Origin of the sequence: Duganella sp. 1411 (assembly GCF_017833525.1) — a bacterium.
GTDB lineage: Bacteria > Pseudomonadota > Gammaproteobacteria > Burkholderiales > Burkholderiaceae_D > Rugamonas.
On the sequence record NZ_JAFICD010000001.1, the window covers coordinates 1,235,158 to 1,249,188 of the forward strand.

10 protein-coding genes are annotated in these 14,031 nt (G+C 66.9%); 5 read left to right on the forward strand and 5 right to left on the reverse strand.

The window, feature by feature from the left end:
* Positions 1-152 precede the first annotated feature (152 nt).
* Positions 153-1,166 (reverse strand): hypothetical protein, encoded by a 1,014-nt coding sequence (locus tag JOD97_RS04840; RefSeq protein ID WP_209713812.1) that lies wholly within the window; start codon positions 1,164-1,166, stop codon positions 153-155.
* A gap of 313 nt (positions 1,167-1,479) precedes the next feature.
* Here JOD97_RS04840 and JOD97_RS04845 point away from each other — a divergent pair, with 313 nt between their 5' ends.
* The 5 genes from JOD97_RS04845 (at position 1,480) to JOD97_RS04865 (ending at position 9,864) form a co-directional block, all read left to right on the forward strand.
* Positions 1,480-4,554: a TonB-dependent receptor gene (locus JOD97_RS04845; protein ID WP_209713814.1), complete on the forward strand. Its 3,075-nt coding sequence runs from the start codon at positions 1,480-1,482 to the stop codon at positions 4,552-4,554.
* 32 nt (positions 4,555-4,586) lie between these two features.
* Positions 4,587-6,257, forward strand: a complete 1,671-nt coding sequence (locus tag JOD97_RS04850; protein WP_229264182.1) for a glycoside hydrolase family 43 protein — start codon at positions 4,587-4,589, stop codon at positions 6,255-6,257.
* Positions 6,258-6,331: 74 nt separating this feature from the next.
* The gene (locus tag JOD97_RS04855; RefSeq protein ID WP_209713815.1) at positions 6,332-7,030 is read left to right on the forward strand and encodes a response regulator transcription factor; all 699 of its coding nucleotides are present in this window, start codon (positions 6,332-6,334) and stop codon (positions 7,028-7,030) included.
* On the forward strand, positions 7,014-8,333 hold the full coding sequence (locus JOD97_RS04860; protein ID WP_209713817.1) for an ATP-binding protein: 1,320 nt from the start codon (positions 7,014-7,016) through the stop codon (positions 8,331-8,333). The genes JOD97_RS04855 and JOD97_RS04860 overlap by 17 nt, the downstream gene beginning before the upstream one ends.
* A gap of 196 nt (positions 8,334-8,529) precedes the next feature.
* Entirely contained in the window at positions 8,530-9,864 is a 1,335-nt protein-coding gene (locus tag JOD97_RS04865; protein WP_209713819.1) for a glycosyl hydrolase family 8, read from the forward strand.
* 11 nt (positions 9,865-9,875) lie between these two features.
* Here the strand turns inward: JOD97_RS04865 and gspK are convergent, their stop codons facing one another.
* Genes gspK through JOD97_RS04885 form a run of 4 tightly spaced genes read right to left on the reverse strand, consistent with a single transcriptional unit; the run spans position 9,876 to position 13,981 of the window.
* Positions 9,876-10,808: a type II secretion system minor pseudopilin GspK gene (gene gspK, locus JOD97_RS04870; protein WP_209713821.1), complete on the reverse strand. Its 933-nt coding sequence runs from the start codon at positions 10,806-10,808 to the stop codon at positions 9,876-9,878.
* Positions 10,808-11,455 (reverse strand): prepilin-type N-terminal cleavage/methylation domain-containing protein, encoded by a 648-nt coding sequence (locus tag JOD97_RS04875; protein ID WP_209713823.1) that lies wholly within the window; start codon positions 11,453-11,455, stop codon positions 10,808-10,810. The genes gspK and JOD97_RS04875 overlap by 1 nt, the downstream gene beginning before the upstream one ends.
* The gene (locus JOD97_RS04880) at positions 11,452-12,354 is read right to left on the reverse strand and encodes an SMP-30/gluconolactonase/LRE family protein (protein WP_209713825.1); all 903 of its coding nucleotides are present in this window, start codon (positions 12,352-12,354) and stop codon (positions 11,452-11,454) included. Before JOD97_RS04880 ends, JOD97_RS04875 begins: the two co-directional genes overlap by 4 nt.
* A gap of 22 nt (positions 12,355-12,376) precedes the next feature.
* The gene (locus tag JOD97_RS04885; protein ID WP_209713827.1) at positions 12,377-13,981 is read right to left on the reverse strand and encodes a glycosyl hydrolase family 18 protein; all 1,605 of its coding nucleotides are present in this window, start codon (positions 13,979-13,981) and stop codon (positions 12,377-12,379) included.
* Positions 13,982-14,031 lie beyond the last annotated feature (50 nt).

Consider the following 14,031-nt stretch of genomic DNA (forward strand, 5'->3'; position numbering starts at 1 on the left):
TCAAACGACTGGGAAAAGCGTGGTGAATACGCGCCGGAACGGCACGCGATAGACCACGAGCCCGATTTACGGGCCCGTTGTTATCGATATCAATACTAGTCCATCGATGGGGGCGTGTCCACGTTTTTCAGCTCCCCGTCCGATGAACGCAACTACGGGGACGGGGCGCGGAGACGGAACTCGAGATCGGCGTCGCGGTCGACGACCAGCTGGCCATCCTGATAGACCAGCTCGGCGACCTGGATGACGGTGCGCTGGTTCCAGCGCGGGTCGGCGCCCGCCTCGGCCTCGTTCTTTTGATGGACGAAGTAATAGATGAACGCGCGGTCGCCATCGACGACGACGTCCGGATGCTGCCCCATGGCGCGGTCGGTCGCCTTTTGGCCGGCCCCGCCGAGGATGTAGCCGGCCTGCTCGGTCCATTTGAGCGCATCGTCGGAACGCAGCACCATCAAGCCCTTCCACACGTCGGCGATCAGCCAGTAATGTCCCTTGAACCGGAACACCTTGGGCCCCTCGCCGTGGGTGGAATTCACCGGCCCGTCGCCGGCCTTGGTCCAGGAGCGCAGGTCGCGGCTGTCGGCGGCCATGATGCGGCTGCCGGCCCGCTCGTCCTTGTACCACATGCGGTAGCCCTGACCCAGCTTGATGACGGTCGGGTCGATCACGCGCCCCGCGTCCAGCTTCACCGTGCCCTCGCAATCCCATTTGGACAGGTCGGTGCTGGTCAAATGCTCGATGCGCGCTTCGGCGCCCGCCACGCCCCAGCGGTGGAATATGCCCGGCACGACGGTGAGCCACATGTGATAGGTGCCGTTCTCGTACATCACCTCGGGCGCCCACAGCGTCGCGTCGGTGCACGCCTTGGGAAACTGCGCCGTGCCCTCATAGCGCCATCGCACGCCGTCCGCCGACGTGGCGACGCCGATCGCGGTGCCGTGCACCCATTCGACATCTTGCGGGTCGGGCAGCTTCATCGTCGCCCTGCGGTTGGTGTAGAACATTTTCCACAGCTTAGCGCCGCGGTCATAAATAATCGACACATCGGCCGCGCCGTCGAAAACCGGGTCGCGGTACAGCGGCTTGGGCGCGATGTCGGCGGCGTCTGCCCAGCTTGAGAAAACCAGCGGCAGCGCGATGGCTAACGCGGATAGCAACGATTTCATTCAGTCTCCATTTTTGACGGCAAATCCGTTATCGATAACATCCCCATTGTAACCCGCGTTGGAGACGAAACGGTACGTTCCAGGTGCCGTCGCGTCAAATGGTTACGCATATCATATTCGCCGAAACACTTCTTTTCCCTTACGCACAAATTACATTCGCCGCCCAGATACACTCTGTGGCTAAAAATGGTTGCGCTTATCAAATTATGTTTGAATATGTTGACTTTGCTCAATCCGGCTCCTAGACTTGGCGTTGTCGTGCTGTAAAAAAACAGGAAAAGCACGGCGGTAACCAAAAAATGGAGACAAGCAAATGAATCATAGAACGACCGCCAGCCGGCGCGCCGCACTTGGCCTGACCGTCATGGCCGGCATGATCGCCCAAGCCTACGCCCAGCAGGCCGCCCCCGCCGCCGACACCAGCCCCCCGGGCGCCACCGCCGAGGCGCCGATCACCAGCGTACAGGTAACCGGCTACCGCAACAGCCTGTTGTCGTCGGCACGCGACAAAAAAGAAGCCGTCGGCTTCCAGGATTCCATCAACGCCGAGGATTTCGGTAAGTTCCCCGACAAAAACCTGGCCGAGTCGCTCAGCCGCGTTCCCGGCGTCGGCGTCTCGCGCGACGTCACCGGCGAGGGCATGACCATCCAGATTCGTGGCCTGGGCTCGTCGTTCACCAAGATTCTGCTGAACAATTCTCCGGTCGCCGTGGCCTCGTCCGGCCCGATCGACGGCGCCAACACCAACCGCGAGGTCGACCTCGACCTGCTGCCGACCGACCTGTTCACCAAGCTCACCGTGAGCAAGAGCCCGACCGCCGACCAGATCGAGGGCGGCGCCGCCGGCGTCGTCAACCTGCGCAGCGCGCGGCCGTTCGACAAGGAAGGCAAGCAGCTGTCGATGGGCCTGACCGGCACCAAGCAGCAGATCGCCGACAAGGCCGGCATGCGCGGCAACATCATGGCCAGCAACACCTGGGACGGCAAGTTCGGTATCCTGGGCGGCATCTCGTTCTCGCGCCAGCAAGCGCGCACCACCGGTTTCGAAACCGTCGGCTGGACCAATCCCAACCTGACCGCGTCGCAAAGCACTTCGCCGACCCGCAACAACACCGGCGGCGGGAACTGGACCATTCCGGCCACCGTGCCGGCCGGCGCCGGCAACGGCCTGACGGCGGGCACGCCGATCGACCAGGCCTTCCTGCTGGCGCACAATCCGGGGCTGACGATCGGCCAGATCGACAACGCCATCATTCCGCGCCTGGGCCGCACGATGGAATACTACGGCACCAAGGACAAGATCTCCGGCGTGCTGGCGGCCGAATACCGGCCGACGCAAGACCTGCACTTCTACCTGGACACCATGTACAGCAAGAAGGACGACGACATGCAGCGCAACGCCTACACCTGGGCCGTGCGCAACAACGGGTCGATCCCGCTGAACATGCAGGTCGATAAGACCGATTGCGCCAACGGCTGCACGGTCACCAGCGGCACCTACGCCAACGCCTTGAACTTCATCGAGTTCGGCCCGCGCCGCGACAAGGTCGACCTGCTGGGCATCAACCCGGGCATGGAATGGAAGATCACGCCCAAGCTGACGCTCGACGTGGCCGGCAACTGGAACCGCAGCCGCTTCACGCACGAGGCGCCGACGGTCATGCCGATCACCGCGCCCAACAGCGGCAACACGATCACCTACGCCAACAACGGCGGCGTGCCGTCGATCGTCTCCAACCTGGACCTGAACAACCCGGCCAGCTACCAGTGGATCGGCGGCCGCGTCAACGTGCAGAACGAGTTGCGCGAGACCGAAACCAAGGGCTTCCACACCAACCTGGCATGGGGCGACAAGAAGCTGACGCTCAAGGGCGGCCTGGCCTGGGACGACATCGACCGCACCATTCGCGGCCAGGATAATTCCGCCGCGTGGCAGGCCGCCGTCTGCGGCAACAACCCGACCGTGTTCCTGCAAGGCCCGAACGGCGCGCCGCCATGCAACGGCGCCAGCACGCCGGGCGCCAGCGCCGCCGCCCTCTATCCGGGCTACGGCACCGGCTACACGGCCGGCCAGACGGCTCCGCTGACCTACCAGGGTTCGCTGATCACCAACGCCGCGCTGCCAAGCTATCTGGTGCCCGGCCCATACGGCAAACTGGCGCTGGACTGGGATCGCTTCCGCCAGGATTCCAAGTACGACTACTACAACAGCACCGCACCGGACACCGGCGCCTCGTCGACCGGCGCCAGCGCCGGCTACATCCGCGAGAAGTCGAAGGCGGTCTATCTGGAGGCGAGCGGCGAACTGGCGCCGGCCGGCTTCAACACCCGCTGGAACGTCGGCGTGCGCTATGTACGCACCAACCAGCAGGTCGGTTCGCGCAACTCCTTCAGCGACCCGCGCAACGCCAGCTTGCCGCTCAACGGCAGCAAGTATCCGAACATCGATTCGTGGGTGTACCAGGACTCGGAGTACAACAACACCCTGCCGTCCGGCACCCTGGCGGTGGACGTGGTCAAGGACGTGGTGGTGCGCGCCGCCCTGTCGCGCAGCATGACGCGCGTGAATCCGAATTCGCTGCGTCCGGGCGTCAATTTCTCCGGCGTGTCGGCCGATACGGGCACCCAGGGCAATCCTAACCTGAAGCCCTACCTGTCGGATAACATCGACCTGGGCATCGACTGGTACACCGGCCGCGAAGGTTATGTGTCGGTCACCGGATTCCAGAAGCGCGTCAACGGCTTCACCGTGGACGAAAACGTCACGTTGCCGTTCTCCGCGCTGGCACAGTATGGCATCAACTACGGCACGCTGATCCCGACGCAGCAGCTGGCGATCGATTCGCGCGGCGGCCCGGACGTGGCCACCGTCGTCATGACCCGTCCGCGCAACGCCGACGGCATCCTGCGCATCCGCGGCCTGGAAGTGGGCTGGGTGCAGCCGCTCGACAAGCTGCTGCCGATCAAGGGCTTCGGCTTCAACGAGACGCTGACGCTGATCAACCAGAAGGCCAGCGGCGAAGGCTCGAAGGGGTTCATCGCGCTGGGCGTGCCGAAGAAGACCAACAACTTCGGCGTCTACTACGAGAACCACGGCTACATGGCGCGCTTCATGCACACCTACTCGCAGGGTAGCCAGGTGGCGACGGCGAACCAGAGCGGCATCACCCAGGCCGCGCTGTTCAGCGACACCTACAAGCAGTGGGACTTCTCGTCGAGCATAGAACTGGACCAGGTGTTCGACCGCGATGGCCTGCCGATGCTGACCTTCGATATCGTCAACCTGAACAAGGCCAAGCGCCGCGGCTACTTCCAGTTCCCGAACGCCACGATGTCCGAGTACGATCCAGGCCGCACCTTCGCGTTCGGCCTGCGGATGAAGTTCTAACGGCGGCGGTGCCGCGCTTATAGGGTTAATACATGAAACAACAACTCTTATTGGTCGCGGCACTCTGCGTGGCGGGGGCGGGGTCGGAGGCGGCCGCCGCCCCCGCCACCAGCGCGCGCTTCGAACGCTTCAGCTACACCGGCAAGTCCCTGGAGCAGGCCAAACCGGGGCCCGGGCAGTTCGTCAACCCGGTGTTGTCGGGCTATTTCCCCGACCCGTCCATCACCCGCGTGGGCGACGATTACTACGTGGTCAATTCCTCGTTCACCAATTTCCCCGGCCTGCCGATCATGCACTCGCGCGACCTGGTGACGTGGACCCAGATCGGCAACGCGCTGGATCGTCCCGAGCAGGTCGACTTCACCGGCGTGCGCGGCTCGCAGGGCATCTACGCGCCGGATATCTCGTTCCACGACGGGCGCTATTACATCATCACCACCTGTTCCAGCTGCCCCGGCGGCATGGGCAACTTCATCATCACGGCCGAGAATCCGGCCGGCCCCTGGTCCAAGCCGGTCACGGTGAAGGGCTTGAACGGCATCGACCCGTCGCTGTTCTGGGACGGCGACAAGGTCTACGTGGTCCACAACGACGCGCCAGAAGGCACGCCGCGCTACGACGGCCACCGCGCCATCTGGATCACGGAACTGGACCCGGCCACCTTGCAGCGCGTCGGCACGCGCCAGGTGCTGATCGACGGCGGCGTCGAGCCGGCCAGGAATCCGATCTGGATCGAAGGCCCGCACCTGCTGAAAAAAGACGGCTATTACTATCTGATGTGCGCCGAGGGCGGCACCGGTGACAACCACTCGGAAGTGATCCTGCGCTCGAAGGACGTGATGGGCCCATATGCTCCCGGCCCGGCCAACCCGATCCTCACGCAGCGCGACCTCGATCCGGCCCGCCCCAATCCGGTGACGACCGCCGGCCACGGCAAACTGGTGCAAACCCAGCGCGGCGACTGGTGGGCGGTGTTCCTGGCGACGCGCCCCTACCCCGGCAATTTCTACAATATCGGGCGCGAGACCTTCCTGCTGCCGGTGACGTGGAAAGATGGCTGGCCGATGATCCTCGAACAGGGCAAGCCGGTGCCGTACACGCTGGCCAAGCCGGATCTGCCGCGGCAGCCAACGCCGGCGCTGCCGATGAGCGGCGACTTCGCCTATGTCGACGAATTCAATGGGCCGCTGTCGCCGGCCTGGATCGGCTTGCGCACGCCGCGCGTACGGCCGTACAGCATCGACAAGGGTCAACTGGTGCTGCAGTCGGGCCAGCCGCTGGGCAAGCTGGACGGCGTCCCGGGCTTCATCGGCAGGCGCCAGCAACACCATGACGCAACCGTCTCGACGCTGGTCGACTACCAGCCGGCGCGCGACGGCGACCGCGCCGGCCTGATCGCCATCCAGAACGACGCCAACCATCTGTTCCTGGGCGTAACGCGCATCGCCGGGCGCCGGATGGTTGCGCTAGTCAAAATCGAGAACGGCAATGAAACGGTGCTCGGCTCCGCGCCGCTGGCGGCGGGCCGGGTCGAGCTGATCATGGAAATGCACGGCGGACGCTCGGCCTATAGCTACCGCGCCGGCGGCAAGGTCAACTCGCTCAAGACCGACGTCGACGTGACCTTCCTGTCCACGCAAAAAGCCAAGGGCTTCGTCGGCGTCGTCATCGGACCATACGTGCAGGCGGCCGACGGCGGCTAGCGTCCCGGTTTTTTCCCGCGCCGCGCACGGCACATGCGATGTTGTATAGTTGCATTTTCCGTTCGTGGTTCCGTATGCAGGAAAGCTTACTACTCATCGAAGACGACCTGGCGCTGGCCGCGCTGACGGCCGAGTTTCTGCGCGCCGAGGGCTACCAGGTGACCGTGGCCCACCGTGGCGAAGGCGTCGCCGCGCTGGTGCGCACGCTGCGGCCGGCGCTGATCGTGCTGGACGTGATGTTGCCGGGCATGGACGGATACGCCGTGTGCCGGCAGATCCGCGCCGGCTATTCCGGCCTGATCCTGATGCTGACCGCGCTCGACGAATCAGCCGAGCAGCTGACCGGCTTTGCCGCCGGCGCCGACGACTACGTGGTCAAGCCGGTCGATCCCCAGATACTGCTGGCGCGGCTGCGCGCCATGCTGCGCCGCCATCCGCAGGCGCAGGCGCCCCATGGCCTGCTGCGCTGCGGCGCGCTGGCCATCGACCTGGCGACCCAGCGCGCCACGCTGGACGGCGCCCCGCTGCCCTTCTCCACCGCCGAATTCGAACTGCTGTCGATCTTCGTGCGCCACGCCGGCGTGCCGCTCGGGCGCGAGGTGCTGCTGCAAAACCTGCGCGGCCTCGAATACGACGGCCTCAATCGCTCGATCGACATGCGCGTCTCGCGCCTGCGCAAGAAGATGCAGGCGCTGAACTGCCCCGTCACGATCCAGACCATCACCGCGCAAGGCTATTTATTAGCCGCCACCGACGATGCGGACGCCGTTTAAGCCGGGCCGCCCGCTGCTGGTGGCGCTGTGCGCCTGCTGGGCGGCGCTGACCGTCTGGCTGCTGTGGCTATCGGCGCTGGGCGCGATCCATGTCAGCGAGTACAGCTTCCGGCGCCTGCTCAACGGCCCCGGCTACCTCGTGGCCGAGCGTTTGCGCGCGTTGCCGCCGCCCGAACGGGCGGCCGGTTTGCAGGTGCTGCAGCGGCACTTCCAGTTTCCGCTGTCGCTGGTGGCCCGCGCCGACGTCGAGCTGGCGCCGGAGGCGGACGTCATGCTGGCGCACGGCCAGGCGGTACAAGGCAGCACCGAGGAAATCGCCTACTTCGCGCTGGACCAGCAAACGTTGATCCAGATGGGACCGATGTGGGGCAGCGCGGCCATCGAGGACGTGGCGCGCCAGCCGGTGTTCTGGCTGGCCGGCGCCGCCTGCTTCGCGCCGCCGCTGTTGCTGTCGCTGGCCGCGTGGCAGCGGCGGCGGCGCCGCGCGCGCTCGATGGCGGCGCTGATCGACACCCTCGACCAGCTGCTGCGCGCGCCGGCGGCGGTGTTGCCGGCGGTCGAGGCGGAATGGCAGCCGATGGTGCGGGCGCTGCAGCACCACGCCAGCCAGATCGCCGCGATGGCCGAGCGCCACAAGGAGGTGTCGCAGGCGGTGTCGCACGAGTTGCGCACGCCGCTGGCGCGCATGCGTTTCGCGCTGGCCCTGCTCGGGCGCGGCGCCGACGAGGCGACCCGCGCGCGCCTGCACGAGCGGCTGCTGCGCGACGTCGGCGAGCTTGAGGCGCTGGTGCGCGCCAGCCTGGCCTTCGCCCGGCTGGCCGACGCGCCGGCGGTAGTGGGCAACGAGCGCATCGCCCTGCGCGCCTGGCTGGAGGAGGAACTGGCGGCGCTGGACGGCGGGCGCCGCGCCGTCACGCTGGCGGTGGAGCTGGACGACGACGGGCTGTGGGGCGACCGGGCGCTGTTGCATCTGGTGCTGCGCAATCTGCTGGACAACGCCGCCCGCCACGCGCACGGCCAGGTGTCGCTGACGGTGCGCGAGCACGCCCCGGGGCAGCTGGTGCTGGAGGTCGACGACGACGGTCCGGGCATCGCGCCGGAGGACCATGAGCGCATCTTCGAGCCGTTCGTGCGGCTTGGTGTGCACGATGGCGGCGAGGAAGGCCACGGCGGCAGCGTCGGTCTCGGCCTGGCGCTGGTGCGGCGCGCGCTGCACTGGCAGCAGGGCGAGGTGCGGGTCGGGCGCAGTCCCCTTGGCGGCGCCCGATTCAGCGTGACGCTACCGCGCCGCCGCGCCGGCTAATAACGCCGCACAATCACCTAACCACGTAACCACGTAGGGCGGATTAGGCGGAACGCCGTAATCCGCCATGCATGCGTCATCGGCGACGCATGCATGGCGGGTCCGTTACAGCCTGTGACAACGCCCAAGCCCCGCCGCAACTAGACTGCCAGCAGCCGTCGCAAGCCCTGCGCCGGGTCCTTCTGGAGACCTTCCCATGACTGTACGACCTTCCCTTCGCACCTCGCACCTCGCCCCCGCGCTGCTGGCGGCGCTGCTGACCGCTTGCGGCGGCGGCGCGTCCGACGCCAACGCCGACCGCACAGCCGCCACGCTCACCGTGAAGGCCGCCACGCTAAAGGCGGTGGCCACGCCGCTGCCCTACACCGCCGGCACCATCCGCCCCAACCACGTCAGCGACGCCACCCTGGCGCAGCAACGGGTCGACTTCTACGCCCAGTGGAAGGCCCTGTACGTGGCGCAGGAATGCGGCAGCGGGCGCTACTTCGTCAAGGTCAACGCCGACGGCAAGGTGGTCGGCGGCGGCACGGCGGACGACACCATCACCGTGTCCGAGGCGCATGGCTACGGCATGCTGATCAGCGTGCTGATGGCCGACGAGGACAGCGACGCCCGCACCGTGTTCGACGGCATGGTGCGCTACTTCCACGACCACCCGGCAAGCTCCGACGCCGGCCTGATGGCCTGGAACCAGGTCAAGGGTTGCGCCAACGCCGGCGGCGACAAGCGCGGCCACGTCAGCGCCACCGACGGCGACCTCGATATCGCCTACGCGCTATTGCTGGCCGACCGCAAATGGGGCAGCGCCGGCACGATCAACTACAAGGCCGAGGCCCAGCGCGTGCTGAGCGCCATCATGAAGTACGAGGTGCACCCGAACGGCAAGCACCTGCTGGTGGGCGACTGGGCCCGCATCGACGAGGACCGCACCTACGAGCAGACCACGCGCACGTCCGACTTCATGCTGTCGCACCTGAAGGCGTTCGCGCTCGACAGCGGCGACGCGCGCTGGAACGCGGTGCGCGACCGCAGCTACGCCATCGTCGATCTAATACAGCGTAACTTCAGCAAGACCACCGGCCTGGTGCCGGACTTCGTCTACCGCCTCGATGGCACGCCGGCGCCGGCCGCCGCCAACTTCTTCGAGGGCGAAAACGACGGCAATTATTCGTGGAACGCGTCGCGCTTCCCGTGGCGGGTGGCCATGGATTACCTGCTGTACGGCGACAACCGCGCGCTGACCGCGCTCAAGCCGCTCAACAGCTGGGCGCGCACCGTCACCAAGAACGATCCGAGCCGCTTCGCCGCCGGTTACAAGCTCAATGGCAAGGTGTCGGAGGCCGACTATAACCAGCTGCCGTTCGTCTCCGCGCTGGGCGTATCGGCGATGGTCGACCCTAACAACCAGGCCTGGCTGAACGCCATCTGGAAGGACGTGCAGGGCCAGACGCTGAAGGACAACGACTACTACGGCAACACCCTCAAGATGCTGGGCATGATCAGCATGTCCGGCCGCTGGGCCAAGCCGTAAGCAAGCCGCAGTTATAACTCGCGGGTCCACACCAGCCGTGTGGCGGCCTCGCTGCCGCGCGGCCGGTGCAGCAATGAGACGGCATCCAGTTCGGCGCGCTCGAGACGGATGCTGCTCTCGACCACAAAGTAGTCGCTGCGCAGCCCGACGCGCACGTCCTTCAGCACCGTACCATCGGGCAGCGTGGCGGCCAGTTCGGCCATGCTGCGAAAGTGGGCCTGGCGGCGCCGCTCCGCCAGTTGGCGCGCCTGATCCAACGACAGGCGCGTGACCGCCGCCAGCAATTCCGGCGGCGCGGTGTCGAGGTTCAGATCTGCCGGCGCCGGCAGCAGGATCACGAAGTTGGCCAACGCCGCCAGCACTTGCGGCGTGTAACCGGGAACGCCGGACAGCTCGTCGACGCGCTTGAGCGCCAGCTGTCGCTTGGCCCCCTGCGCCCCTTGCTGGCCGTCGGCGACCGCCCGGGCGGCGCGCAACGCCAGCGCGGGATCGAGTTTAAGCTGCGTCAAAAGACGTTCGTAGACGCGGATCTCGGCGAGATTGAACGTCCCGCCGTCGGCCAGATTGGCGAGGTTGTAGCGCGACTGCGCGTCGATGATGCGGCTGGCGATGCCGGCGCGCGGCGCCACCTCCTCCGCCGCGTCGAGGTCGAGATAGCGATCCAGGTGGATCTCGGCCGGCTGGCTGTTCCACCAGCCGTCCAGCGTCGTCAGTTCCGGCGAGCGCTCGCTGTCGTCGCGCAGCACCTGCCGGCTCCAATCCAGTCCGGCACGGAGAACCCAGCGCGTCTGCGCGTGCAGGCGCTGGTTTTCCAGCATGCGCACCTGCACCTGCTGGCGCCAGAACAGGCTGGCGATCGCGCTCACGGCCAGCGTGGAGATCAACAGCGCGGTCACCATCGCGATGCCGCGCTGGCGTCGATACCCGCCGCCGCGCCGGCGCATCAGCCGCTTCCCAGCATGAACATGCGCACCAGCGGGCCGACGCCATCGGTCGGACGCAAGGTCACCTGCAGTCCAGCCGCCTCCATCGCCGGTGGCCGCACGACACGCCGCGTGCGCACACGCGGACCGGCCGGAGCCCCGGCGGCCGCTTGCCAGGTGCCGCCGCTCCAGGTCAGCAGGTCGAAGCCCGCCACGCCGGGATCGAGCGCCACGCTCGCCGGCGGCGCGACGCCCTGCACCGCCGCGCTCCACGCCGCGCGCAATTGATCGAGATCGCGCGTGGCCGGCGAGGTGCCGCGCAACAGGCGAACGCCGTCGCCGTGGTACACCACCACCTGCATGCGGTCGGCGCCACCGTCGCCATCGACGCCGCGCAACAGCACCAGCCGGCCCGGCGCGGCCGACAATGTGGGTTGTCCATCGAACGCCGCGCGGCGCGCCAGTTGCGCGCAATCGGCTTCCAGCTGTGCAAAGGCCAGTTGATGGCCGCGCATCGATTCCAGCTGCGCGGCCAGCGCCACGCGCGAGGCCAGGATGCCGTCCAGCGCGCGCCACCCCATCACGGTCATCAGCGACAGGATCAACATCGTCACCAACAGCTCGACCAGCGACATGCCGCGCTGCGGGCGGTGGCGCGGCGTTGTCACTGGCGCCCCTGGATGCGGCGCCACTCCAGACCGGGGCGGTCGACGCGGAAGCGCAGCAGCCGCTGGTGCTCGACTTCGGTCACGTAGATAGTGCGGCCATCCGACCCGCCGAAACAGAGGTTGCTGGGCCGCGCGCCCGGCAGGCGGATTTCGCGCAGCAGCGCGCCGTCCGGCGCCAGCTTGACCACCGTGCCCTTGCCGAAGCGGCTGACGTACAGGTTGCCGTCGACGTCGACGCGCATGCCGTCCATGCCGAAATCCTCGAAACGGCGCAGCAACCGCTTGTTCGACAGCCCGCCGTCTGCCGCGATGGCGAAGGCCCAGATATTACGCTGCTCGCTCTCGTTGACATACAAGATGCGGCCGTCGGGACTGACCTCGATGCCGTTGGCGGTGCCCATGCCGTCGGCCGCCAGACTGACCTTGCCGCCACGGTCGATGCGCCATACGCGCCCGGTGTTGTGTTCCCAATCGGGATCGCTGGCATACAGCACGCCGTCGGCGGTGATGGCCAGATCGTTGGGCTGGGTCATCCTCGCCTCGTGCGCGTACAGCTGAGGCGTGGAGGCGCCGGGCGCGATGCGGAAAATATTATGGCCCACGTAGTCGGCCACATACAGCGCGCCTTCGCGGTCAAAGCGCATCCCGTTGGGCACCGAGGCGCCGGGCAGCAGCGCGAACTCGCGCGCCGCCCCTTCCGGCGTGACGATGCCGATGGCCTGCTGGCGGCCGAAATTGGCCGCGTAGACGTTACCCGCGACGTCCACCGCCGGCCCTTCTATGCCGGCGGTGAACCCTCGCTCCGCTGTCAGCGGCGTGGCCACGAACAAATCCTCCGCCGTCGACGGGACGCTCCAGCCCAATCCCGCCGACAGCAACAGCACCATCATCGAACGCATGGCATACCCTCGCGAAAAAACATCAATGGCCCAGCACCTGCAGTTCCTTGATCGAGCCGCTCCACGACGACGCGCCGGTGCGTCCCGACACCCGCACGCCGGTCACGCCGTTGATGGCCGCGCCGCTGAAGGTGTAGGTCGCGCCGCCGGCGGAGGCGCTGTTCGGATAGGCCGGGCTGACGGCCCAACCCGATTCCACCCAGGTCGTGCCGTTGGTTGTGTACTGCAGGCTCACGCCGGCCTCGAAATAGCCGTTGCCGTACGTGTCGATGACGCCGTTGATGAATTTGGCCGACGAAATGGTCTTGGCCGCAGGGAGCGTCACGCCGGCCGCCTGCCATTTCTGGTTTCCGCCCTCGCCGGCGCCGTTGATCGTCAAGGTGGCGCTGGTATTGCCATCATTGACCGCCGCCGCTGCCGCCTTGTTGGTGTTGGCGGTGGCGGCGGTGTTGGCGGTCCACACGTAGCCGGTGCCGGTGGTGGCGACGTTGCCGTCGGTCGTGCCGCCGCCGTTGCCCAAGCCGGCCGACACCGCGCTCCAGAACGTGCCGTCCTCATAGCCCATGGCCCACACGCTGGCGCCGCCGAGCGCATAGGTGTTCACCAGCGCTGCCTTGGCGGTGACGCTCTGCGCGTCGTCGTACCAGAGCACCGGCTGCTTGTTGGCGGTGGTCCATTCGGTGCCGTCCGGCTGCTGGACCACCGTTCCCCAGGTGGCGTATGGGGTGGCCGACGCGGTGTCGCGATGCTTGACCGCGCCGTGCGCGGCGATGACATCGTTATAGCCGGAGACGCCGTTCGTGCCCTTCCAGTAGACCAGGTTCTTGGTGCTGTAGTCATAGCCGTAGGTTGGCAATCCGTGCAGCACCTTGGCCGCCGGCACGCGCGAGACCGCGTACGCCAGCTTGGACTTCATCCAGTCCAGCCCCGCCTCCGGCCCCGGCCAGGTGGCCGAACTGGAAGACGACCACCCCGGACCGACTTCGTCATACGTCATCAGCTGGAAGTAGTCGACCGCCGCGCCGATGGCGGCGTAGTCGTAGCCGGCCAGGTACTCCGGCTGGCCGTCGCCGCTCATCGGCGGAATGCTGATGATCAGCTTTTTATTCTGGTTGTGCAGCCCAGTGGCCAGCGCGTTGATGAAGGACGTCATCTGCGCCTTCATCCCCGGCTGCACCGCCTCGAGGTCGATGTCGATGCCGGCGAAGCCGTTGTTCACCGCCAGGTTGACAAGATTGGTCACGGCCGTGGCGCGGCTGGCGGCGCTGGCCAGCAAGCCGTTGCTGACGGCGGGATCGAAGCCGCCGTACGAATTGCTGTAATCGGAAACGGTCGGATACAGCGGCAGGCTTTTGGCCTTGGCGAAGGCGATGATGCTGTTGGTGGTGGCGGTCAGGCCGCTGCTGTCGATGCTGCCGTTGGCCAGCATGGCGTAGGACGAACCCAGTCCCACGGCCGACAGGCTGGTGTAATAGGCCTGCAGGTTGGTGTACGACTGCGCCACCTGGCCGTCGGTGTAGGCCAGCACGAAGGCGGCGGATGCATCTCCGCCGAAGGTGGCGGCAGCCAGCGTGATGGATGCGGCCAGCATGCGCAGCCGGGTCGGAACAAGTTTGGTAGCAATCACGGAAAGTCTCCAGGTTGGGTGGGTTTCGGGAACGACCGGGCGTAGTCCGC

Excerpts from the sequence above, each read along its gene's own strand:
- JOD97_RS04840 (WP_209713812.1), bottom strand. The coding sequence starts at position 1,166 with ATGAAATCGTTGCTATCCGCGTTAGCCATCGCGCTGCCGCTGGTTTTC.
- JOD97_RS04845 (WP_209713814.1), top strand. The coding sequence starts at position 1,480 with ATGAATCATAGAACGACCGCCAGCCGGCGCGCCGCACTTGGCCTGACC.
- JOD97_RS04850 (WP_229264182.1), top strand. The coding sequence starts at position 4,587 with ATGAAACAACAACTCTTATTGGTCGCGGCACTCTGCGTGGCGGGGGCG.
- JOD97_RS04855 (WP_209713815.1), top strand. The coding sequence starts at position 6,332 with ATGCAGGAAAGCTTACTACTCATCGAAGACGACCTGGCGCTGGCCGCG.
- JOD97_RS04860 (WP_209713817.1), top strand. The coding sequence starts at position 7,014 with ATGCGGACGCCGTTTAAGCCGGGCCGCCCGCTGCTGGTGGCGCTGTGC.
- JOD97_RS04865 (WP_209713819.1), top strand. The coding sequence starts at position 8,530 with ATGACTGTACGACCTTCCCTTCGCACCTCGCACCTCGCCCCCGCGCTG.
- gspK (WP_209713821.1), bottom strand. The coding sequence starts at position 10,808 with ATGCGCCGGCGCGGCGGCGGGTATCGACGCCAGCGCGGCATCGCGATG.
- JOD97_RS04880 (WP_209713825.1), bottom strand. The coding sequence starts at position 12,354 with ATGCGTTCGATGATGGTGCTGTTGCTGTCGGCGGGATTGGGCTGGAGC.